This window comes from Sphingobium sp. TA15 (assembly GCF_037101235.1).
GTDB classification, from domain to species: Bacteria; Pseudomonadota; Alphaproteobacteria; order Sphingomonadales; family Sphingomonadaceae; genus Sphingobium; species Sphingobium indicum.
Window position 1 is genome coordinate 851,425 of record NZ_AP025355.1, and the last position, 22,827, is coordinate 874,251.

Consider the following 22,827-nt stretch of genomic DNA (forward strand, 5'->3'; position numbering starts at 1 on the left):
CTACTCCTTGGATGAATGCGGGTCCGGCGATATGGCCTCGCCCTGCGCTTGTCGAGTGGCGAGAAGCCAGACGAGAGCCAGGGCGCTGCCGATCTGCGCGGTCGCCATGTCCTTTTGCGGATCCCACATGTCGCCTTGCTGGCCATTATACCAGTCGGCGGTCCGGCCGGCTGCGACAACGCTCAGCAGCCATTCGAAAATCTCGTACAGGGCCCCCGCGAACCCCACGAAGATGAAGGCGAAGGCAAGGCTCCAGCCCGCCCGCATATTGCCATGACGCCGAACCGCCTCCGCCATGGGCGCCGTCAGCAGAGCGCCGAAGGCGAAATGCACGAGCCGGTCATAACCATTGCGCGCAAGCCCGAAAGTGCCGGAAACATCATGCCCGCTGACCGCCCGCGCCCAGGCGTCATAGGGCACGTAGGAATAGATATACCGACCGCCCAGCGTGTGCAGCAGCAGGAAAATGAGGATGCACGCCGCCGACCCGTTCGACAAAGGCCATCGCCGCAGCAGCCACGGCGCGACGAGGGCCAAAAGGAGCGTCGGCCCATGCTGGAGCGGAGCCAGTTCGGGATAGGGTTGTTCGACATTGGCGGCGACGATGGCCGCTACAGCCACAATGATCATCCGGCGCTGCGCGACTGGAACGGCTTTCCAGACAGCAGCGCCGGAGATCATGGCAAGAACCTCAGCCCTTCTTCAGGTGACGGCGGCCCAGCAGTTCCGCGATCTGCACGGCATTGAGCGCCGCGCCCTTGCGCAGATTGTCGCTGACGCACCAGAGGTTCAGGCCGTTGTCGATGGTCGAATCCTCCCGCACGCGGCTGATGAAGGTCGCATAGTCGCCCACGCACTCGACGGGGGTGACGTAACCGCCATCCTCGCGCTTGTCGACCAGCATCACGCCCGGCGCCTCCCGCAGGATGTTCTGGGCCTGCTCCGCCGAAATCTCATTCTCGAATTCAATGTTGATCGCTTCGGAATGGCCGACGAACACCGGCACGCGCACGCAGGTCGCCGTGACCTTCACCTTGGGATCGAGGATCTTCTTGGTTTCCGCGACCATCTTCCATTCTTCCTTGGTCGAACCATCGTCCAGGAAGACGTCGATATGCGGGATCACGTTGAAGGCGATCTGCTTGGTGAACTTCTTTGGCTCGGCCGGATCGCCGACGAAGATGTTGCGCGACTGTTCGAACAGCTCGTCCATGCCCGCCTTGCCCGCGCCGGACACCGACTGATAGGTGGCGACGACGACGCGCTTGATCGTCGCGGCGTCATGCAGGGGCTTGAGCGCCACGACCATCTGCGCGGTCGAGCAGTTGGGATTGGCGATGATGTTCTTCTTCTTGTAGCCGTCGATGGCGTCCGGATTCACTTCGGGCACGATCAGCGGCACGTCCGGGTCCATCCGGTAGAGCGACGAATTGTCGATCACCACGCAGCCCGCGGCAGCCGCCTTGGGCGCATATTCCGCTGTCGGGCCGGAACCCGCGGCGAACAGCGCGATGTCCCAGCCGGTGAAGTCGAAATGCTCGATATTCTTGCATTTGAGCGTCTTGCCGGTGTCACCGAAATCGACATCGGTGCCCTGCGACCGGGGCGATGCGACCGCCGCGATCTCGTCAATAGGGAACTCGCGCTCGGCGAGAATGGTCAGCATCTCGCGGCCCACATTTCCGGTGGCACCAACGACGACGACCTTGTAGCCCATGACTTAACACTCCACTCCATGCACAATTGCGGAGTGGGCGCCATAGCGGCATTGCGCCGTTTGTCCAGCGGCAAGCGGTTTATCGGGCCGAAGCGGGGCTTCTTATCTCCATCCTGCCGCTCCGTGCTCCTGCGCAGGCAGGAGCCTAGTTCCACCGTTGAACTGGGTTCCTGCCTGCGCAGGAACACGGAACCTCATTTTTCTGGCCCCGTCCCCTCCCGCGCCAGAAAATCCTCGATCGTCCGCCACAGATGCACGCTGATTCCCGGCCCGCCGACGCGATGGGTCTGGCCCGGATAGACCATCATCTCGAACGGCACGGCCGCGCCCTGCATCTTCGCGATCAGCGCGGTCGAATTGTCGAACACCACATTGTCGTCCGACATGCCGTGGACCAGCAGCAGCGGATCCTTGATCTTCACCGCCTCATCCACAGCGCCGGATGCGGGATAGGCGCTCGGCTTCTCCTGCGGCTGCCCCAGATAGCGCTCGGTATAATGGGTGTCGTACAATTCCCACTTCGTCACCGGCGCGCCCGCCACCGCCGCCGAGAAAACGCCCGGCGCCTTCTCCAGCAGCTTCACCGACATATAGCCGCCATAGGACCATCCATAGGTCGCGATCCGCCGGGGATCGACATAGGGCTGCGTCTTGAGCCACTCGACGCCCTTCAACTGGTCCTCCACCTCGACCGTGCCCATGGCGCGGTGGATCTGGTCCTCGAACGCCTTGCCCCGGTCGGGCGTGCCGCGATTGTCCACCGCGAAGACGATCCAGCCCCGGTCCACCAGATATTGGTAGATGGGCGAACCCCATGAATTGGTCACCTGCCGCCCGGCGCCCGGCCCGCCATAATGCAGCATGAAGACCGGATAGCGCTTCCCGGCCTCCAGCGGCGGCGTCATGATCCGGGTATAGAGCGTCGATCCGTCCGCCGCCCTGATCGTGCCGAACCTCGTCTTCGCATGGCTGGCGAGATAGGGCGCGTAGGGATGATCCCCCTTGATCGCATTTTCCGACAGCCAGTTCAGTTGCTTGCCCGCGCTGTCGGCCAGATAGACCTGCCTGGGCTGGTCCGCATTGCTGCGCGCCACGACGATGCGGCTAGCCGCGCCATCCATCACCGCGTCATTCCACCAGCCGGTCGCGGTCAATTGCCGCAGCGGTCCCGCCTTGGCCAGCGATGCCACGTAAAGCTGCTGCTCCAGCGGCGTTTCCCTGTTGCCGGTGAAATAGACGAGGCCCCTGCCCTCATCCACGCCCACCACGTCGCGTACTTCCCAATCGCCGCTGGTGAGCGCCGTCCACTTGCCGCCCCGCACATGGTAAAGATGCCCATGGCCGGTCCTTTCCGACCACCAGAGGAAGCTGCCGTCCTTGAGCGGCGTGAAATTGTTGCTGAGGTTGATCCAGCTTTTCGCCCTTTCGGTCAGGATCACCCGCGCCTTGCCGGTCGCTGGGTCGACCGCGAGCAGGTCCAACGTCTTCTGATCCCGGCTCTCGCGCTGGACATAGAGTGTCCTGCCATCCTTCGACCAGTCAACGCGGGCAAGGTAGATATCCCTCTCCGTCCCCAGATCGACCTTCACCTGGCCGCCGCCCTCCGGCTTCATGACATAAAGGTCGACCAGCGCATTGGGCGTTCCGGCCGCCGGGTAGCGCTGCTGATAGACCTTGGTGCCCTCGCCGCCGATGGCCGTGCGGGTGACGGTGCCGACCGGGCCTTCATCCACGCGGGCGACCGCGATCAGCCTGTCGTCGGGCGACCACCAATAGCCAGTCCGCCGGTCCATTTCCTCCTGCGCCACGAATTCGGCGACGCCCCAGCTCACCGTATCGCCGGCGCCCTGGGTCAACTGCCTTTCCGCGCCGCCCATCGGCTGGACGAAGAAATTGCCGCCGCGCACGAAGGAGACATAGCCGCCCTTCGGGCTGACCACTCCGTTCAGCTCCCCGTCCGGCGTATCGGTGAGCCGCGTCACCTTTCCGTCCAGCGCCGCCAGATAAAGGTCGCCATCGACCGGCACCAGGATGGATTTCCCGTCCGGCGCCCAGTCATAGCCGACGATGCCGGTGCTGCCCGCGACGGAGCGATCCCGCTCCCGCTGCATCTTCTCCGCCTCGGAAAGCGCCGCGCCGCTGCCGGTCTTCTTCGAATCGACCAGCATCCGCTCCGCGCCGGTGGACGTGTCGATGGCCCACAGGTCGAGCCGCTCCTTCTCATCCGTCCGCGGTTTCAGCAGCGTCACCAGCTTGCCGTCGGGGGACAGCTTCAACGCCCTGGGCTGCGGACCGGACAGGTCGGGGCTGGCGAAAACCCGCTCCAGGGTCAGTTTTTCCTGCGCCTGGGCGGAAATCACGGAAAGCAACAGCGCGCCGACAGCCGCGCCGCTTTTCAGATATGGCGACATTTTCATCCCTTGCTTGGACCGCGACAGAGCCGCAGCGCATGCGCGCGAAATTAGCGCCAAGCGGATGAAAAGATCAATGTTGGGAAATAATATTTCTTCAAACCCATGGCCGCTTCCAGATGGGCCATGGTGGGCGCGACAGGGATTGAACCTGTGACCCCACCCGTGTGAAGGGTGTGCTCTACCGCTGAGCTACGCGCCCCCTTTAAGGAGGAGGCGGCCATTGGCATCCACCGCGCCGCCTGTCAAGCACATCGCACAAGCTATTTTCCGAAAATGGACTTATCCGCTCCATCCGCGTTATAGTCGATACGCTTTCAGAAGGAGTGCCTATACATGCGTCAAACCGTCGCCCTGGTCATCGCCGGGCTGCTTCTTACCTCTTTGGCTGCGTGCAATACCGTTAAGGGCGCGGGCCGGGACATCGAATCCGTCGGCCGCGCCGGGGAAAAAGCGATCAACTGACCCGGCCGGATCGCCCGATCACTGGAGCATGCGGCTGGCGACGGCCGCATCCTTCTCCAGCCGGACGCCGTCGCATTCCGGCTCGCCGCAGTCGCAGGCTGCGATCGTGTAGCGCACGCCGCACATGACCAGCACGTCCTGGTCGAAGGAATAGTTGGATATTCCCGCCCGTTCGACCTTTTCCCGCGCTCTGGCCTTGAGGGTCATGATCCTGCCTCTCTGCAACATGCCTGGATGATTGTTGCTGCGTTGCACAATGTCAATTGAGCCAGATTGGTTCCTGAACGGATTGAAATAAATCCGTCCAGAAAATGCCACGATCCGGCGCTTATGCAGCGGATGCTTGCGCGCCGTCCTCATCGCTCCCATATGCCGGCCATGAACGACCAACGCTCCAGTTCCATGCCGGTCTGGCATGGCACCACCATCATGTCGGTACGCAAGAACGGGAAGGTGATCGTCGCCGGCGACGGCCAGGTTTCCATGGGCCAGACGGTGATGAAGCCCAACGCCCGCAAGGTCCGCCGCCTCCACGACGGATCGGTGATCGGCGGTTTCGCCGGAGCGACGGCGGACGCCTTCACCCTGTTCGAACGGCTGGAGGCCAAGCTGGAGCGGCATAACGGCCAATTGATGCGCGCCGCGGTGGAACTGGCCAAGGACTGGCGGACCGACAAATATCTCCGCAACCTGGAAGCGATGATGATCGTCGCGGACAGGGAAGTGACGCTGATCCTGACCGGCAACGGCGACGTGCTGGAGCCGGTGGGCGGCGTTGCGGCCATCGGTTCGGGCGGCAATTTCGCCCTCGCCGCTGCTCGCGCGCTGGTGGAATATGAGGAGGATGCCGAAACCCTGGCCCGCAAGGCGATGAAGGTGGCGGCGGACATCTGCGTCTACACCAACGATCAGCTTGTGGTCGAAGAGTTGGAAAGCGCGACATAATAAAGCCCCTCCCGCAGGCGGGAGGGGGTGGGGTGGGCCGCGAGCAAAGCGAGCTTCCAACCTATCCCTCAAACGTTGCAAGCGATTGCCGGCGCAATCGCACCCACCCCCTGCCCCTCCCTTGAATGGGAGGGGAGTGAGATGAAGATGAACGACAATCTGACCCCCAAAGCCATCGTCTCCGCCCTGGACGCGCACATCATCGGCCAGGCCGACGCCAAGCGCGCCGTGGCCGTCGCCCTGCGCAACCGCTGGCGCCGCCAGCGCCTCTCGCCCGACCTGCGCGACGAGGTGACGCCGAAGAACATCCTGATGATCGGCCCCACCGGCTGCGGCAAGACGGAGATCAGCCGCCGCCTCGCCAAGCTGGCTGACGCGCCCTTCGTCAAGGTCGAGGCCACCAAGTTCACCGAAGTCGGCTATGTCGGCCGCGACGTGGAGCAGATCGTCCGCGATCTGGTCGAGGAAGCAGTGCGCCTGGAAAAGGACCGCCGCCGCGAAGCCGTGCGCGAAGCCGCATCCGAAGCCGCCATGGCCCGCCTGCTCGACGCGCTCACCGGCAAGGAAGCGAGCGAGGCCACCCGCCTCTCCTTCCGCCAGCGGATCGAGAATAACCAGATGAACGATGTCGAGGTCGAGGTGGAAGTCGCCGACAGCCCCTCCATGCCGATGGAAATCCCCGGCATGGGCGGCCAGATCGGCATGATCAACCTGTCCGACATGATGTCGAAGGCCTTTGGCCAGCAGCAGAAGAAGCGCCGCAAGCTGCGCGTCGCGGAGGCCTGGGACAAGCTGGTCGAGGAGGAGCAGGACAAGCGCCTGGACCAGGACGACGTCGCCCGCGTCGCCATCAACAGCGCGGAGCAGAACGGCATCGTCTTCATAGACGAGATCGACAAGATCGCCGTCAGCGACGTGCGCGGCGGTTCCGTCAGCCGCGAGGGCGTGCAGCGCGACCTGCTCCCTCTGATCGAGGGCACGACGGTCTCGACCAAATATGGCCCGCTCAAGACGGATCACATCCTCTTCATCGCCAGCGGCGCCTTCCATGTGGCCAAGCCCAGCGACCTGCTGCCGGAATTGCAGGGCCGCCTGCCGATCCGCGTCGAACTGAAGGCGCTGACGGAGGATGATTTCGTGTCGATCCTCTCCGACACCAAGGCGAGCCTTGTTGCGCAATATCGCGCCCTGCTGGCGACCGAAGGCGTGACCGTCGACCTGACGCCCGACGGCATCCGCGCCGTTGCGAAGATCGCGGCGGAGGTGAACAGCGAGGTCGAAAATATCGGCGCCCGCCGCCTCCAGACCGTGATGGAAAAGCTGCTGGAAGACGTCAGCTTCGACGCGGAGGACCGCCAGGGCGAAACGCTGCTGGTCGACGCAGCCTATGTGGAGAAGCAGCTAAGCGCAGTCGCCCGCAATACCGACCTTAGCAAATATGTTCTGTAAGGGCGAAGCTGCCGCCTACTAATATCCGTGTTCCTGCGCAGGCAGGAACCCAGTTCAAATGCTGGGACTGGGTTCCTGCCTGCGCAGGAACACGATGCGATTTAACCGACGCCTCCGTCAATCAAGTGAAGGCGGGCGGTGTCCCGATTTGCCTAATGACTAACGTCAGTAGCTCCGCCCCACCAAAACCCGCTCCACCGCCTTCTCGCCGGTGAACACGCAAACCCCATCGGCCGCTTCCGCATCCGATGGCACATTGCGCAGCGTCAGCTTCTCGCCCTTCAACCACTCGACCACCTTGTCCAGCGTAGCCCCCGTCGGCCTGGCCCATTGCACCAGCGCCCAGCCAGGCTTTTTGCTCGCGCCGAAATAGGCCTTCAGCCCATCCAGCGAAGTCACCGACTTGTCGATATTCCCCAGCAACCGCGCCTGAGCGTCCGAGAACAGCGCCTGCTGTATCTCCTCCAGCATCCCGGTCGCGGCGCCAAGGAATTCACCCTTCGCCACGATCCGGCTGTCCAGCTTCCCATCCTCGCGATAAAGCCGGTCACGGCGGATGACAGACACATTGCCCCCGGCCACATCGCGCCCGCCGACCTCGATCACGATGGGCGCGCCCTTCTTGACCCAGCCCCAACGCTTGTTCGCCGCCTTGGCGGGCCGCCGGTCCAGCAGGGCGCGCACCGGCTCCCGGAACACATCCTGCCGGTTCAGTTCCGCTACCAGATCGCCGCAATAATCCAGGATCGCCGCATCCTCGTCCGTATCGCGCAACATCGGCACCACGACCACCTGATAGGGCGCGATGCGCGGCGGCACGCGCAGCCCGTCATCATCGCCATGCACCATGATCAGCCCGCCGATCATGCGCGTCGACATGCCCCAACTGGTGGTCTGCGCCAGTTCCTGCTGCCCCTCGGCATTCTGGAACTTGATATTCTGCGCCGAAGAGAAGGTCGTGCCCAGGAAATGCGAAGTCCCGGCCTGCAAAGCCTTCCCATCCTGCATCATCGCCTCGATGGAATAGGTCGCGACCGCGCCCGGAAAGCGCTCATTCTCCGGCTTCTCGCCCGCGATCACCGGCAGCGCCACGCACTCCTCGGCAAAGCCGCGATAGACTTCCAGCATCTTGAGCGTCTCTTCCATCGCTTCTTCGACGCTGGCGTGGGCGGTATGCCCCTCCTGCCAGAGAAACTCCGCCGTGCGCAGGAACATGCGCGTGCGCATCTCCCACCGCACCACATTGGCCCACTGGTTGATCAGCACCGGCAGGTCGCGCCAGCTCTGCACCCAGCGGGAAAAGGCCGCGCCGATCACCGTTTCCGAAGTCGGACGCACCACCAGCGGCTCCTCCAGCTTCGCATCGGGATCGGGCACCAGCCGCCCATCCTTCTGGATCAGGCGGTGGTGGGTGACGACCGCCATCTCCTTGGCGAAGCCGTCGACATGCTCCGCCTCCTTCTCGAAATAGCTCAGCGGAATGAACAGCGGGAAATAGCAATTTTCATGGCCCGTCGCCTTGATCCGGTCGTCCAGCAGCTTCTGCATCCGTTCCCAGATGCCATAGCCCCAGGGCCGAATGACCATGCAACCGCGCACGCCGCTTTCCTCGGCCATGTCGGCTTCGGAGATGACGGCCTGATACCAGGCGGAAAAATCCTGTTCGCGGGTAACGGAAAGGGCGTGCTTCACGGGGTCGACCTTAAAATTCGAGTGGATGGCGCGCCATAGGACAAGCGCGCCGCCCCTGTCGACTCCCAACGGTCACGATCCCGGCCAATGCCGGGATGACGATCAACTCAGCTTGTCGATCTTCGCGTTGAGCGCGGCAAGCTGCGCCTTCAGTTCCGCGATCTCGTCGTCCTTCGCCCCGTCGGAGGCGGGCGGGGAAGCGGGCGTCGGCATGCCGGGAATTCCGGGCATGCTCGTGCCGAAGGCGCTCGCCGCCGCCTCGAACATCTGCATGTTGCGCTTGGCGATCTCGGCCAGCGGGCCGCCGCCGAACGCGCCCTTCATCGCTTCCTGGAACTGCTGCTGGTTCTTGCGGAACGCGTCCATCGACGCTTCCAGATATTGCGGCACCATGGACTGCATGGAATCGCCGTACATGGCGATCAACTGGCGCAGGAAGTTGACGGGCAGCATGTTCTTGCCCCGCTGCTCCTCCTCCATGATGATTTGCGTGAGGACATTATGCGTGATGTCCTCTCCCGTCTTCGCATCGACGACGACGAACTCGCGCCCCTCGCGAGTCATTTGCGACAAAAGATCCAGCGTGATGTAGCTTGACGTTTCTGTGTTATAGAGCCGCCTGTTAGCGTACTTCTTGATAACGACCGGCTCGGATTCGTTCGCGGTCTTAGATTTGGCCATGGATACCTCTCCCACACCTGCATTTTCCGCATTAGCACAAGGCAATGCCGCGCCGCAACATGGCCCGCGGCCCTTACCCCTTTTTCTCAATATTTTATGGCGCGAAACGCAGGATGATCCCGAACTGCGCAAACGGGCTTTCCAGGGCCTGCGGAAATATCAGGAGGCCAGCCGCCCTTCCCCGCAGCCGGCCGTTCCGGTCGTCGCCAGCGCGGGCAGCGCCCGGCTGCTTCGATATGGGACGGAAAACGGCCGTTTTCCGGTGGTGTTCGTGCCCTCGCTGATCAACCCGCCGCAGGTGCTGGACCTGTCCGCCAGCCGCTCCATGCTGCGCCACATGAGTGCAGCAGGACATGACGCCCATCTGGTGGATTGGGGCACGCCGGCCGCGGACGACGGCGCGCTGGGCCTCGACCGGCATGTGACGGAACGGCTGCTGCCGATGCTGGCCGCCCTCGACCGACCGGCGATCGTCGTGGGATATTGCCTGGGCGGCAATCTGGCGATCGGCGCGGCGGCGCTGCACCCCGTAAAGGCGCTGGCGACGATCGCCACGCCCTGGGATTTCGACGGCTTCCCGGCCGCCGACCGGGAAGAGATCGGCGCGCTCTGGCGCAGTTCCAAGCCGATGTGCCAGCGGTTGGGCTATGTGCCGATGGAGGTGCTGCAATCGGGCTTCTGGGCGATGGACCCGGCCCGGACGATTCGCAAATATGCCGCCTTCGCCGACATGACGCCGGGTTCCGACGAAGAACATGCCTTTCTGGCGGTGGAGGATTGGGCCAATGGCGGTCCGCCGCTAAGCCATGCCGCGGGGCGCGACCTTTTCGAGCAATTCTATGCCGCAAATGCGAGCGGACGGGGGGAGTGGCTTGTCGGCGGCCGCGCGATCGATTCGCGCGGGCTGGCCTGTCCCACGCTGTCGATCCGTTCCGCCGCCGACCGCATCGTGCCCGCCGCCGCCGCGCCGGAAATGGCGGAGAACGCGACCCTGAACCTGGGCCATGTCGGCATGATCGTGGGCGGCCGGGCGCGAACGATGCTGTGGGAACCCCTGTCCCAATGGCTTTCCAGCCATGGCGGATGATGATATGTGCAACCGCGAAAGCATCACCCCTGGAACTGAGGATCAATGCCCTTGTCAGACATCGTCATCACCGCCGCCAAGCGCACCGCCGTCGGCGGCTTCATGGGCGCCTTCGGATCGACGCCCGCGCATGAGTTGGGCCGTACCGCCATCCTCGCCGCCCTCGCCCAGGCGGGCGTCGCGCCGGAGGAGGTGGACGAGGTCATATTGGGCCAGGTCCTGACCGCCGGCCAGGGGCAGAACCCCGCCCGCCAGGCCGCCGTCAACGCCGGCATCCCGGTCGAGCGCACCGCCATCGGCGTCAACCAGCTTTGCGGTTCGGGCCTGCGCGCCGTCGCGTTGGCGGCGCAGGCGATCCGCGCCGGCGACGCCCGCATCATGGTCGCGGGCGGGCAGGAAAGCATGTCGCTCGCCCCGCACGCCCAATATCTGCGCGGCGGCGCGAAAATGGGTCCGATCTCCCTGGTCGACACGATGACGCATGACGGCCTGACCGACGCCTTCAACAATTATCACATGGGCATCACGGCGGAAAATCTGGCGGAGAAATATCAGATCAGCCGCGAAGCGCAGGACGTCTTCTCCGTCGGCAGCCAGAACAAGGCGGAGGCCGCCCGCGCATCGGGCCGTTTCAAGGACGAGATCGCGCCCGTGACCGTCAAGGGCCGCAAGGGCGACACCATTGTCGACACAGACGAATATATCCGCGCCGGCGCCACGCTGGAGGCGATGCAGAGCCTGCGTCCCGCGTTCAGGAAGGACGGCACCGTCACCGCCGCCAATGCCAGCGGCATCAACGACGGCGCGGCCGCCCTGGTCCTGATGAGCGCGGAAGAAGCGGCGAAGCGCGACGCGCTCGTGCTGGCCCGCATCGCCAGTTTCGCGACCTGCGGCGTCGATCCGTCGATCATGGGCATCGGCCCGGCTCCGGCGAGCCGCCAGGCGCTGGCCAAGGCTGGCTGGTCGCTGGCAGACCTGGACCTGATCGAGGCCAATGAAGCCTTCGCCGCGCAGGCGCTGGCGGTTGGCCAGGAACTGGGCTGGGACGCGGAAAAGGTCAATGTGAACGGCGGCGCCATCGCCATCGGCCACCCGATCGGCGCTTCGGGCGCGCGCGTGCTCACCACCCTGATCTACGAAATGCAGAAGCGCGACGCGAAGAAGGGCCTTGCCACGCTTTGCATCGGCGGCGGCATGGGCGTCGCCATGTGCATCGAACGTTGAGCCTGCGGTAAACGAAAAGGGCGGCCGATCTCATTGCAGATCGGCGGCCTTTTCATGTCGGCTGATACCCACCGGCGAGGTTGAAGTTGGACCTGTTCCTGCGAAGGCAGGAACCCAGTCCCAACGTCCGCCCCGGACTCAACGCCACACCCGGTCGAACCGCGCCCCCAGCCCCGTCAGCAATTCATATTGCGACAGGCCCGAAGCCGCCGCCGCGTCGACCAGCTTGTAATCGACCTCCAGCCAGTCCTCCTCTGAAATGTCGGGCAGGCCGCTCACGTCCACGGCGGTCAGGTCCATCGATATGCGCCCCACCACCGGCAGGTGCCTGCCCCCCGCGCTCATGGAACCGCGCCCGGAAAAGCAGCGCAGATAGCCGTCGGCATAGCCCAGGTTCAGCACCGCGATCTGCATGTCCTTCGGTGCGCGATATGTCGCATTATAGCCGATGGTGTCGCCCGCCCGGACGCGGCGGCGTTGCAGCACCTGCGCTTCGGGGACCACGACCTGCCGGATGTGTCCGGCGGCTTCCCGACGCGGCACCCCGCCATAAAGCGCGATTCCCGGCCGCGTCATGTCAAAGGCATAGTCGGCGCCCATGCAGATGCCCGCGCTGTTCGCCAGGCTGTAGCGCGCCGCCTTCACCTGCCCCCGCAAGGCGGAAAACCGCTCCAACTGCGCGGGGCTGAGCGGCCCGTCCTCATCGGCGCAGGCCAGATGGCTCATCAGGGTCGCGATCTCCAGCCCCGCCAACCGCGCCGGAACATCGCCGCGCCAATCCAGCCCCAGCCGGTTCATGCCCGTGTCGACCATGACGTCGCAAGGGCCGCCGCCCGCATGCCTCCAGCGCGCGATCTGCCATTCGGTGCACAGCACCGGCCGCGCGCGGGAAGCCAGCGCCACGGCCAGATCCTCCTCCCGCACGCCATGCAGCACGGAAAGCGACACCCCCTCCGTCACGAGCGGTTCCAGAACCGCCGCCTCCGCCCAGTTGGACACGAAGAAATCGCGGCACCCCGCACCCAGCAAGCGCCGCATCACCTCCACGGCGCCCAGGCCATAGCCATCGGCCTTGATCGCGGCGCCGCAGGCCGCGTCGCCGCCCTGCCGCTTCAACCAGCGCCAGTTGGAAAGCAGCGCCCCTTCATCCATACGCAAGCGCAACGGTGCGGAAAATTCAGTCATGCCAGCCCCGTTAGCGTCCCGGAACGCGGCCGTCGAGACCATCAGTCCATCTTCGCCCCGCGCGTTTCCGGCAGGGCGACGATGCAGGTCAGCAGGGCGACCGCCACCACCGCCATGGTGTACCACAGCCCCGCATAGGGATCGCCCGTCCGCGCCACGATATATTGGCTGACCAGCGGCAGGAACCCGCCGAAATAGCCGGTCCCGATATGATAGGGGATGGACAGCGAACTATAGCGTATCCGCGCCGGGAAATATTCCGACAGCAGCGCCGCCACCGGGCCGTAGGTCGCTCCGGACAGCGTCCAGAGCAGCAGCAGCGCCACGAACAGCAACAGGGCGCGGGGCCAGTCGGGTGTCACCGCCGCCGAATCATATCCTCCCGCATGCAAGGCGGCATCCAGCCCATGGGGGCTGAGATCCGCGACCGGCACGGACCCGATGCTGACCGAAGGCGTCGCCGCCTCCCGCTTTTCATAGGCGATGCCGCGCCTGGAAAAATGATCGAGCAGCTTGCCGCAAGCGGTCGGCTGAACCTTGGCGAAGGGATCGAAGCTGCAATCGGGACCGCTGACGACCACCGGGGCGCGCTCCGCCGCCCGATAAAGCGCCGGGTTCGCCACGCTCCCCATGAACTGATAGAGCGGCAGCAGCAGCACCAGCAGCAGCGCATAGCCGACGATGATGGGCTTCTTCCGCCCCACCCGGTCCGACAGCCAGCCGAAGAAGATGAAGGAGCCGACCCCCACAAAGGCGCTGCCGCCCACCAGCAACTGCGCCATGCCCGGCGTCACATGCAAGCCGTTCTGGAGGAAATAAAGCGCCTGGAACATCGCCGTATAGGCGATGACGGTAAAGCCCGCCGCGAGGCCGATCATCGCCACCAGCATCCGCCGCCTGTTGCCGGGATAGGTGAACGCCTCCTTCAACGGGTTGCGCGATTGCTCGCCCGCCGCCTTCATCGCCGCGAAGATCGGGCTTTCGCGCAGCATCAGCCGCATCCAGAGCGAGATCGCCAGCAACGCCAACGAGAATATGAAGGGCAGCCGCCAGCCCCAATCCTCCCACACCGCCTTGCCGACGACCCATTGCGTGCCGACCACGACGATCAGCGACAGGACGAACCCGCCGATGACCCCCGCCTGGATGAAACTGGTGTAGAAGCCCCGCTTCCCCGGCGGCGCATGTTCCGCGACATAGATCGCCGCGCCGCCATATTCCCCGCCCAACGCCAGCCCCTGCGCGATCCGCAGCAGGATCAGGATGATGGGCGCGGCGATCCCGATGCTCGCGGCGGACGGGGTCAGCCCGACGCCCGCCGTCGCCGCGCCCATCAGCACGATGGTGGCCAGGAAAGTATATTTGCGCCCCAGCCTGTCCCCCAGATAGCCGAACAGCGCCGCGCCCAACGGCCGGAACCCGAACCCGATGGCGAAACCGGCGAGGGAATAGAGCAGTTCGACGGTCGGATTGTCGGTCGGGAAGAATGTCCGCCCGATGATCGGCGCCAGCACGCCGTAAATGTAGAAATCATACCATTCGAACAACGTGCCGAGCGCGGACGCGGTGATCACCAGCCGGTCCCGCCGGGCGTCCATCACATAGCCGGTGTCGACCCCATCCCCGCTCATTCCACCCCCCGCTCATCCTGTCCGTTCGCTGTCGTTGTAATGAAGCGCTGAATTCCGGCAAGCGCGAGAAGGACTATCGACGATATGGGTGGGGAGCGGCCATTCCCCTATTCGTCACCCCGGACTTGATCCGGGGTCCCGCTGCCTTGACTAGGCGCGGTGTAGAGGCAAAAGCGGGACCCGGATCAAGTCCGGGGTGACGGAAAACTGATGACCGCTACTGGCCAACAACCACCACCCCCTCAAAATAACCGCGACCCATCCGGCACCGCCCGATCCGGCGAGAACAGCACCACCGCCCCGGCCTCATCCGCAAACCCCAGCGTCAACACTTCGGACAGAAATTTCCCGATCTGCCGCGGCGGAAAATTGACGACCGCCGCCACCTGCCGCCCCGGCAAATCTTCCAGCGCGTAATTTTCGGTGATCTGCGCGCTCGATTTCTTTCGCCCTATCCCCGGCCCGAAATCGATCAGCAGCTTATAGGCGGGCTTCCGCGCCTCCGGATAAGGCTCCGCAGACAGGATCGTGCCGACGCGAATATCGACCTTCAGAAAATCGTCGAAGCCGACAAGGTCTGCGGCCGCCGCCGCGGGATCATGGTTCAGATGCATGCCGACAAGCTAATGCCAGCGGCCAGCCGAAGTCGAGGGACATGATCCCCCGACTCCGCCCAAATGGCCCGAATTATTCCAGTTCCAGGATGATCGCGTCGACCGGCAGGCTTTCGCCCTGCGCGGCGGACACGCTCTTCACCACGCCCGCCTTCTGCGCGCGCAGGATATTCTCCATCTTCATCGCCTCGATCACAGCGAGCGGCTGGCCGATCTCGACCTTGTCGCCTTCCTTGACGTTCAACGCGACCAGCAGGCCCGGCATCGGACAGATCAGGAAGCGCGACAGATCCGGCGGAATCTTCTCGATCATATGCCTGGCATGCACCGCCGCATGGGCGGGCAGGATGCGCAGCTTGTGGCTGGCGCCATGCGCGGTCAGCACGAAGCCGGAACGCACCGGCGCGATCTTCACCGCCAGTTGCTCCTCGCCGAACTCCGCCTCGATCAGCCGGTCGCCCGGCGTATATTCCAGCGCCAGTTCGATGGCCTCGCCATCCACCGTGACGTCGTCGCCGTTGATCACCACGTCATGGATCGCATCCCCGATCTTCACCTGCCATCCGGTCGGCGGCGCGAGGCGCTTGCCCAACTGCCCCTCGATCCGGCGGGCGCGGTCCGCCTGCGCCATGGCGGCGAAGGCGCCGATGGCCGACAGACGCTTCAGCAGCGTTTCCGAAGCCGGAGCGCCGGTAAAGCCCTCCGGATATTCCTCCGCGATGAAGCCGGTGGTGATGTTGCCCGAACGGAAGCGCTCATGTTGCATCAGCGCCGAGACGAAATCGATATTATGCCCCGGCCCCTCGATCTCGAACTGGTCGAGCGCCGCGATCTGCTTGTCGATGGCCTCCAGCCGGGTCGGCGCCCAGGTGATCAGCTTGGCGATCATCGGGTCGTAGAACATGCTGACTTCGCCGCCCTCGACCACCCCGTCATCGACGCGCACGCCGTCGACCGCTTCCGGCGGATTATAGCGGATCAGACGCCCGGTCGAAGGCAGGAAGCCGCGATAGGGGTCTTCGGCATAGACGCGGTTCTCGATCGCCCAGCCGTTGATCTTCACATCCTCCTGGCGGAAGCTCAGCTCCTCGCCATTGGCGACGCGGATCATCTGCTCGACCAGGTCCAGGCCGGTAATCTCCTCCGTCACCGGATGCTCGACCTGCAAACGGGTGTTCATTTCCAGGAAGTAGAAGCCGTCGCCCGTCTTGTCCGCGCCCGACACGATCAGCTCGACCGTGCCCGCGCTGAAATAGCCGACCGCCCGCGCCAGGGCGACACACTGCTCGCCCATCTTCCTGCGCATTTCGGGGCTGACGAAGGGCGAAGGCGCTTCCTCGACCACTTTCTGGTGACGGCGCTGGATCGAGCATTCGCGCTCGTTCAGGTAAAGGATATTGCCATGCTGGTCGCCCAATATCTGGATTTCGATATGGCGTGGGCTTTCGATGAACTTCTCGATGAACACGCGGTCGTCGCCGAAGCTGTTGAGGCCTTCGCGCTTGGTCGCCTCGAAGCCTTCGCGGACGTCCTGCTCGCTATAGGCCAGGCGCATGCCCTTGCCGCCGCCGCCGGCCGACGCCTTCATCATCACCGGATAGCCGATCTCGTTGGAGATGCGGACGGCATGTTCCGTATCCTCGATCACGCCGACATAGCCGGGAACGACATTGACGCCCGCTTCCTTGGCCAGCTTCTTCGACTCGATCTTGTCGCCCATCGCGGCGATGGCGTTTGCGGGGGGGCCGATGAAGACGATGCCCGCCTCGTCCAGCGCCTTGCGGAAGCTCTCCCGCTCAGACAGGAAGCCATAGCCCGGATGCACGGCGTCCGCGCCGGTCGCCTTGCACGCCTCGATGATCTTGTCGGCCAGCAGATAGGACTGGGCGGCGGGCGGCGGACCCAGATGCACGGCTTCGTCCGCCATCAGCACATGGGGGCTGCGCGCATCCGCATCCGAATAGACCGCCACGGTCTTGATGCCCATCTTCCGCGCCGTGCGGATGACGCGGCACGCAATTTCGCCACGGTTCGCGATCAGGATCTTGGTGATTGCCATTATCTATCCTTGCCCCAGTCCTTATGCTGCCGTTCGTTAGTCACTCAAGCACCCTCGTCATGCCGGACTTGATCCGGCATCCCGCTGTCTTCCCATGCGACGGCAGCGACAGGAAGCGGGACCCCGGATCAAGTCCGGGGTGACGAGCTAGTGCCTTAATCGATCACTCCGCAGCCTCCAGATGCCCATGCGGCTGCGCCATCATCGGCGTCAGCCCGAGCTTTCCGAGCAGCGCGCTATCCTTGTCGTCCCCGGCATTGGCCGCCGTCAGCAGCTTGTCGCCGGTGAAGATGCTGTTCGCCCCCGCCATGAAGCACAGCGCCTGACAGGCCTCGCTCATGCTCTCGCGCCCGGCGGAGAGCCGCACCATCGACTGCGGCATGACGATCCGCGCCACCGCGACGGTCCGCACGAACTCGACTTCATCGATCTTCGCGAGCGGCGTATCCTTCAGCATGTCGCCCAGCACCGTGCCCTCTACCGGCACCAGCGCGTTGATCGGCACGCTTTCGGGATGCGGCATGGTGGCCAGTGCATGCAGGAAACCGATGCGGTCGCTCCGCGTCTCCCCCATGCCGACGATCCCGCCGCAGCACACGTTGATGCCCGCGGAGCGCACATTCTCCAGCGTCTCGATCCGGTCCTCGAAGGTGCGGGTGGTGATGACGTTGGCGTAATTTTCCGGCGAAGTGTCGATGTTATGGTTGTAATAATCCAGCCCCGCATCGGCCAACTGCTTCGCCTGACCGGCCGACAGCATGCCCAGCGTCATGCAGGTTTCCATGCCCATCTGGCGAACGCCCTTCACCATTTCGATGAGCTTGGGCATGTCCCGTTCCTTGGGATTGCGCCACGCCGCGCCCATGCAGAAACGGCCCGAACCATGGTCCTTCGCCTGCGCCGCTGCCTGGAGCACGGCCTGCACGTCCATCAGCTTGGTCGCCTTCAGCCCGCTTTCCGCCTCGGTCGACTGGCTGCAATAGCCGCAATCCTCCGGGCAGCCGCCGGTCTTGATCGACAGCAGGGTCGACAACTGCACCTCATTGCGCGGGAAATTCGCGCGATGGATCGACTGCGCCTCGAACATCAGGTCGTTGAAGGGCAGGTCGAACAGCGCGGCGATCTCTTCGCGAGTCCAGTCGCACCGCACGCCCGCGGTGCGCCCCTGCGAAAGCAGGGGGCCAGAGTTCGGAGTGGGGTTCGGGGCGCTTCCTTTGGGGCCCTGGGCTCCTGCTTTCGCAGGAGCACTGGAAATATTCAGGTCGGTCAAGCGGCTTCCTCCAGCCCCGCTGGGGGCATGTTGTGGCCGAGGAGGCGCAGCACATCGGCGGCGCATTCCACGACGTTGGAACCCGGTCCATAAATCCCCTGAACGCCCGCGTCACGGAGGAAGTCGTAATCCTGCGGCGGAATGACCCCGCCCGCGATCACCTTGACATCGTTCCGCCCCTTCTCCCGAAGCTGCCGGATGAGTTCGGGGATCAGCGTCTTGTGCCCTGCCGCCAGCGACGAAGCGCCCACCACGTCGACGCCGCTGTCCAGCGCCAGCACCACCGTTTCCTCCGGCGTCTGGAACAGCGGCCCCGACACGATGTCGAAACCCATGTCCCCGAACGCCGAAGCGATCACGTTGGCGCCCCGGTCATGGCCGTCCTGCCCCATCTTGGCGATGAGAATCTTCGGCTTGCGACCGAGGCGCCGCTCGACGGCCTGCACCCCGTCAAGTACCTGTTTCCAGCGGGCATCCTGCGCATAAGGCTGGGCATAGACGCCCTTCACCGGCGTCGGCACCGTGCCGTAGCGGTTGAAGCTGTCCTCCATGGCGGAGGAGATTTCGCCCAGCGTGGCCCGCGCCCGCGCCGCCTCCACCGCATGGGCGAGGAGGTTGTTTTCGATGGATTGCGGACCGGCGGCGGCTGCACGCAGCGATTCCAGCGCGGCCTGACAAGCGGCCTCGTCACGCTCCGCCTTCACCTTGTTGATCCGGGTGATCTGCGCTTCGCGGACCTTCGTATTGTCGACTTCCAGCGTTTCCAGCAGGTCTTCATTGGCCAGCCGATATTTGTTGACGCCGACGATGACGTCCTCGCCCCGGTCGACACGCGCCTGACGAGCGGCGGCGGCGGTCTCGATCATCGCCTTGGGCCAGCCCGCGCCCACGGCCTTCGCCATGCCGCCCTCGGCCTCGACCCGGTCGATGATCTGCTGCGCGGCGTCGACAAGCTGCTGCGTCAGCGCCTCGACATAATAGCTGCCCCCCAGCGGATCGACGACATTGCACATGCCGGTCTCTTCCTGGATGACGATCTGCGTGTTGCGGGCGATGCGGGCCGAGAAATCCGTCGGCAGCGCGATGGCTTCGTCCAGCGCATTGGTGTGCAGCGACTGCGTGCCGCCCAGCATCGCCGCCATCGCCTCGATGGTGGTGCGCATGACATTGTTATAGGGGTCTTGTTCGGTCAGCGACACGCCCGACGTCTGACAATGGGTGCGCAGCATCTTGCTGCGCTCGTCCTGCGCCCCCAGCTTCGTCATGGCGCGATGCCACAGCACGCGTGCGGCGCGCAGCTTCGCGATTTCCATGAAGAAATTCATGCCGATGGCGAAGAAGAAGCTCAGCCGACCCGCGAACTTGTCGATGTCCAGGCCCGACGCCACGCCATATTTCACATATTCGATGCCGTCCGCGATGGTGAAGGCCAGTTCCTGCACCTGCGTCGCCCCGGCCTCCTGCATATGATAGCCGGAGATGGAGATGCTGTTGAACTTCGGCATCTCGCGGCTGGTATAGCCGAAAATGTCGGAGATGATCCGCATCGAGGGTTCGGGCGGGTAGATATAGGTGTTGCGGACCATGAACTCCTTGAGGATGTCGTTCTGGATGGTCCCGTCCAGCAGCTTGCGCTCGACCCCCTGCTCCTCGCCCGCGACGATGAAGAAGGCCAGGATCGGGATGACCGCGCCGTTCATGGTCATGGAAACGGACATCTTGTCGAGCGGAATGCCGTCGAACAGGATCTTCATGTCCTCTATGGTGTCGATGGCGACGCCCGCCTTGCCGACGTCGCCGACGACGCGGGGATGGTCGCTGTCATAGCCGCGATGGGTCGCCAGGTCGAAGGCGACGGAAAGCCCCTTCTGCCCCGCCGCCAGGTTGCGGCGATAAAAGGCGTTGGATTCCTCGGCGGTGGAAAAGCCCGCATATTGCCGGATGGTCCAGGGACGCCCCGCATACATGGAAGCGCGCACGCCCCGCGTGAAAGGCGCGAAGCCCGGCAGGCCCGGATCGCCAACTTTATCTGGGGTCACGTCATCCGCCGTGTAGAGCGGCTTGACGGTGATCCCTTCCGGAGTTTCCCAGTTCAGGTTCTTGCCCTTCACCTCCTTGGCGGCGGCGGCGGCCCACTGATCCAGCGTCGGCTTCTCGGTCATTGTCTCTAACCTACCCTCAAACCCAAATCCGTTCGCCCTGAGTAGAGGCTGAGCGTGTCGAAGCCTCGTATCGAAGGGCCTTGCGCAACCCGTCCTTCGATATGCCGCTTCGACAGGCTCAGCGGCTACTCAGGACGAACGGCGCTATTCAATGCGCCTCCCTGGGCGTCTCCATGATCTCCGTCAGCACCCCGTTCATATCCTTGGGGTGGACGAAGAAGATCAGCGTCCCATGCGCCCCGATGCGCGGCTCGCCGAGCACCCTCTTGCCGAGCCCTTCGAACCATTTCTTGGCCTCATGAATATCAGGCACTTCATAGCACATATGATGCTGCCCGCCCGCCGGGTTCTTGGCGATGAAGCCGTGGATCGGCGAGTTCTCACCCAAGGGTTCGATCAGCTCGATCTGCGTGCCATGGGTGCCGTTCTCGCCCGGCGTATCGACGAAACACACCTTCACCCCCTGCGCGGGCAGGTCGAAAGGCTCATGCGTCAGCGTCGCGCCCATGACGTCGCGATAATAAGCCAGCGAGGCTTCCAGCGAAGGCGTCGCCACGCCGATATGATTGAGGCGACCGAGTTTCATCATCTCATTCCCATCCTTGTCATTCCCGCGAAGGCGGGAACCCATCTCCTGCGCTCTCCCCAGATGCGACGTCTGGAGATGGATCCCCGCTTTCGCGGGAATGACGAGTTGAACTCACAGCGGAATATTGTCGTGCTTCTTCCAGGGGTTCTCCAACGCCTTGTTCCGCAGCTTGCGCAAGCCCAGAGCAATCCTCTTCCGCGTCGAGTGCGGCTGGATCACCTCATCGATGAAGCCCTTGCTCGCCGCCACGAAGGGATTGGCGAAGCGATCCTCATATTCCTTCGTCTTCTGCGCGATCTCTTCGGGCGTCTTGCCGCGGAAGATGATCTCCACCGCGCCCTTCGCGCCCATCACCGCGATCTCCGCCGTCGGCCAGGCATAGTTCAGGTCGCCGCGCAGATGCTTCGACGCCATCACGTCATAGGCGCCGCCATAGGCCTTGCGCGTGATGACGGTGATCTTCGGCACGGTCGCCTCGGCATAGGCGAACAGCAGCTTCGCGCCATGCTTGATGATGCCCGAATGCTCCTGCGCCGTCCCCGGCAGGAAGCCCGGCACGTCGACGAAGGTGACGATGGGAATCTCGAAAGCGTCGCAGAAACGCACGAACCGCCCGGCCTTCTTGGAGGAGTTGATGTCCAGCACCCCCGCCAGCACCATCGGCTGATTGGCGATGATGCCGACGGTCTTGCCCTCGACCCGCCCGAAACCGCAGAGGATGTTCCCCGCATGGGCGGGCTGCACCTCGAAGAAGTCGCCCTCGTCCACCACCTTGCGGATCAGTTCGTGCATGTCATAGGGCTGGTTCGCATTGGCGGGGATCAGCGTGTCCAGGCTCTCCTCGACCCGGTCCCACGGATCGGCGCTCGGCCGCTCCGGCACCGGCTCCTTGTTGGAGGCAGGCAGGAAGTCCACGAAATCGCGCACCGCCAGCAGCGCCTCGATGTCGTTCTCGAACGCCACGTCCGCCACGCCCGACTTGGTCGTATGCGTCACCGCGCCGCCCAGTTCCTCCTGCGTGACCACCTCGTTAGTGACGGTCTTCACCACGTCCGGCCCGGTCACGAACATGAAGCTGCTATCCTTCACCATGAAGATGAAGTCGGTCATGGCGGGCGAATAGACCGCGCCGCCCGCGCAAGGCCCCATGATCACGCTGATCTGCGGCACCACGCCCGAAGCCAGCACGTTGCGCTGGAAAATCTCCGCATAGCCGCCCAGCGACGCCACGCCCTCCTGGATGCGCGCGCCGCCGGAGTCATTGAGGCCAATCACCGGCGCGCCGACCTTCATGGCGATGTCCATGATCTTGCAGATCTTCATCGCATGCCGTTCGGACACCGCGCCGCCATAAACGGTGAAGTCCTGCGAAAACACATAGACCAGACGGCCGTTGATCGTGCCCGATCCGGTGACGACGCCGTCGCCGGGGATATGCTGCTCGTCCATGCCGAAGTCGATGCAATTATGCTCGACATACATGTCCAGCTCCTCGAAGCTGTCCTCGTCCAGCAGCACTTCCAGCCGTTCGCGGGCCGTCAGCTTGCCCTTGGCATGCTGGGCGTCGATGCGGCGCTGTCCGCCGCCCAGACGGGCTGCGTCGCGCTTGGCTTCGAGCTGTTCGATGATGGCGAGCTTCGACATAT

At 64.2% G+C, this 22,827-nt stretch carries 19 protein-coding genes and 1 tRNA gene; 5 read left to right on the forward strand and 15 right to left on the reverse strand.

The features are described from left to right. The 4 genes from Sj15T_RS04245 to Sj15T_RS04260 form a co-directional block, all read right to left on the reverse strand. Window positions 1-681: a DUF2238 domain-containing protein gene (locus Sj15T_RS04245; protein WP_013040013.1), complete on the reverse strand. Its 681-nt coding sequence runs from the start codon at window positions 679-681 to the stop codon at window positions 1-3. Window positions 682-691: 10 nt separating this feature from the next. After that, complete coding sequence (locus Sj15T_RS04250) at window positions 692-1,717, reverse strand: aspartate-semialdehyde dehydrogenase (protein ID WP_013040014.1); 1,026 nt, start codon at window positions 1,715-1,717, stop codon at window positions 692-694. 194 nt (window positions 1,718-1,911) lie between these two features. Continuing rightward, window positions 1,912-4,128: a S9 family peptidase gene (locus Sj15T_RS04255; protein WP_013040015.1), complete on the reverse strand. Its 2,217-nt coding sequence runs from the start codon at window positions 4,126-4,128 to the stop codon at window positions 1,912-1,914. Between the two features lie 127 nt (window positions 4,129-4,255). Further along, window positions 4,256-4,330, reverse strand: a tRNA-Val gene (locus Sj15T_RS04260). A 134-nt stretch (window positions 4,331-4,464) separates the two neighbouring features. Here Sj15T_RS04260 and Sj15T_RS04265 point away from each other — a divergent pair. Further along, window positions 4,465-4,593, forward strand: a complete 129-nt coding sequence (locus tag Sj15T_RS04265; RefSeq protein ID WP_007685859.1) for an entericidin A/B family lipoprotein — start codon at window positions 4,465-4,467, stop codon at window positions 4,591-4,593. A gap of 18 nt (window positions 4,594-4,611) precedes the next feature. Here Sj15T_RS04265 and Sj15T_RS04270 read toward each other — a convergent pair whose 3' ends face one another. Next, a complete protein-coding gene (locus Sj15T_RS04270) occupies window positions 4,612-4,800 on the reverse strand; it encodes a hypothetical protein (RefSeq protein ID WP_013040016.1) in 189 nt (62 codons plus the stop codon). Between the two features lie 171 nt (window positions 4,801-4,971). On the opposite strand from Sj15T_RS04270, the gene hslV reads away from it, so the two are divergent. After that, complete coding sequence (hslV, locus tag Sj15T_RS04275; RefSeq protein ID WP_013040017.1) at window positions 4,972-5,538, forward strand: ATP-dependent protease subunit HslV; 567 nt, start codon at window positions 4,972-4,974, stop codon at window positions 5,536-5,538. A gap of 147 nt (window positions 5,539-5,685) precedes the next feature. Next, window positions 5,686-6,987, forward strand: a complete 1,302-nt coding sequence (gene hslU / locus Sj15T_RS04280) for an ATP-dependent protease ATPase subunit HslU (RefSeq protein ID WP_007685854.1) — start codon at window positions 5,686-5,688, stop codon at window positions 6,985-6,987. 165 nt (window positions 6,988-7,152) lie between these two features. On the opposite strand, the gene proS is transcribed toward hslU, so the two are convergent. Both proS and phaR read right to left on the reverse strand, forming a co-directional pair. Then, a complete protein-coding gene (gene proS, locus Sj15T_RS04285; protein WP_013040019.1) occupies window positions 7,153-8,679 on the reverse strand; it encodes a proline--tRNA ligase in 1,527 nt (508 codons plus the stop codon). 102 nt (window positions 8,680-8,781) lie between these two features. Continuing rightward, window positions 8,782-9,360: a polyhydroxyalkanoate synthesis repressor PhaR gene (gene phaR, locus Sj15T_RS04290; RefSeq protein ID WP_041385865.1), complete on the reverse strand. Its 579-nt coding sequence runs from the start codon at window positions 9,358-9,360 to the stop codon at window positions 8,782-8,784. Here phaR and Sj15T_RS04295 point away from each other — a divergent pair. Then, window positions 9,359-10,447: an alpha/beta hydrolase gene (locus Sj15T_RS04295; protein WP_013040021.1), complete on the forward strand. Its 1,089-nt coding sequence runs from the start codon at window positions 9,359-9,361 to the stop codon at window positions 10,445-10,447. The genes phaR and Sj15T_RS04295 overlap by 2 nt on opposite strands. 51 nt (window positions 10,448-10,498) lie before the next feature. Beyond that, window positions 10,499-11,671, forward strand: a complete 1,173-nt coding sequence (locus Sj15T_RS04300; protein WP_041386373.1) for an acetyl-CoA C-acetyltransferase — start codon at window positions 10,499-10,501, stop codon at window positions 11,669-11,671. Window positions 11,672-11,809: 138 nt separating this feature from the next. Here Sj15T_RS04300 and alr read toward each other — a convergent pair whose 3' ends face one another. The 8 genes from alr to Sj15T_RS04340 form a co-directional block, all read right to left on the reverse strand. Further along, entirely contained in the window at window positions 11,810-12,856 is a 1,047-nt protein-coding gene (alr, locus tag Sj15T_RS04305; RefSeq protein ID WP_013040023.1) for an alanine racemase, read from the reverse strand. A 41-nt stretch (window positions 12,857-12,897) separates the two neighbouring features. Continuing rightward, window positions 12,898-14,487, reverse strand: a complete 1,590-nt coding sequence (locus Sj15T_RS04310; protein ID WP_013040024.1) for an MFS transporter — start codon at window positions 14,485-14,487, stop codon at window positions 12,898-12,900. 242 nt (window positions 14,488-14,729) lie between these two features. Further along, on the reverse strand, window positions 14,730-15,101 hold the full coding sequence (locus tag Sj15T_RS04315) for a tRNA-binding protein (RefSeq protein WP_013040025.1): 372 nt from the start codon (window positions 15,099-15,101) through the stop codon (window positions 14,730-14,732). Between the two features lie 73 nt (window positions 15,102-15,174). After that, window positions 15,175-17,160 (reverse strand): acetyl/propionyl/methylcrotonyl-CoA carboxylase subunit alpha, encoded by a 1,986-nt coding sequence (locus Sj15T_RS04320; RefSeq protein WP_013040026.1) that lies wholly within the window; start codon window positions 17,158-17,160, stop codon window positions 15,175-15,177. Between the two features lie 163 nt (window positions 17,161-17,323). Further along, window positions 17,324-18,310 (reverse strand): biotin synthase BioB, encoded by a 987-nt coding sequence (bioB, locus tag Sj15T_RS04325; RefSeq protein ID WP_013040027.1) that lies wholly within the window; start codon window positions 18,308-18,310, stop codon window positions 17,324-17,326. Window positions 18,311-18,426: 116 nt separating this feature from the next. Beyond that, window positions 18,427-20,592 (reverse strand): methylmalonyl-CoA mutase, encoded by a 2,166-nt coding sequence (scpA, locus tag Sj15T_RS04330; RefSeq protein WP_013040028.1) that lies wholly within the window; start codon window positions 20,590-20,592, stop codon window positions 18,427-18,429. A gap of 148 nt (window positions 20,593-20,740) precedes the next feature. Beyond that, window positions 20,741-21,178 (reverse strand): methylmalonyl-CoA epimerase, encoded by a 438-nt coding sequence (gene mce / locus Sj15T_RS04335; RefSeq protein WP_041386375.1) that lies wholly within the window; start codon window positions 21,176-21,178, stop codon window positions 20,741-20,743. Between the two features lie 114 nt (window positions 21,179-21,292). Beyond that, on the reverse strand, window positions 21,293-22,825 hold the full coding sequence (locus tag Sj15T_RS04340) for an acyl-CoA carboxylase subunit beta (protein WP_013040030.1): 1,533 nt from the start codon (window positions 22,823-22,825) through the stop codon (window positions 21,293-21,295). Window positions 22,826-22,827: the final 2 nt, after the last annotated feature.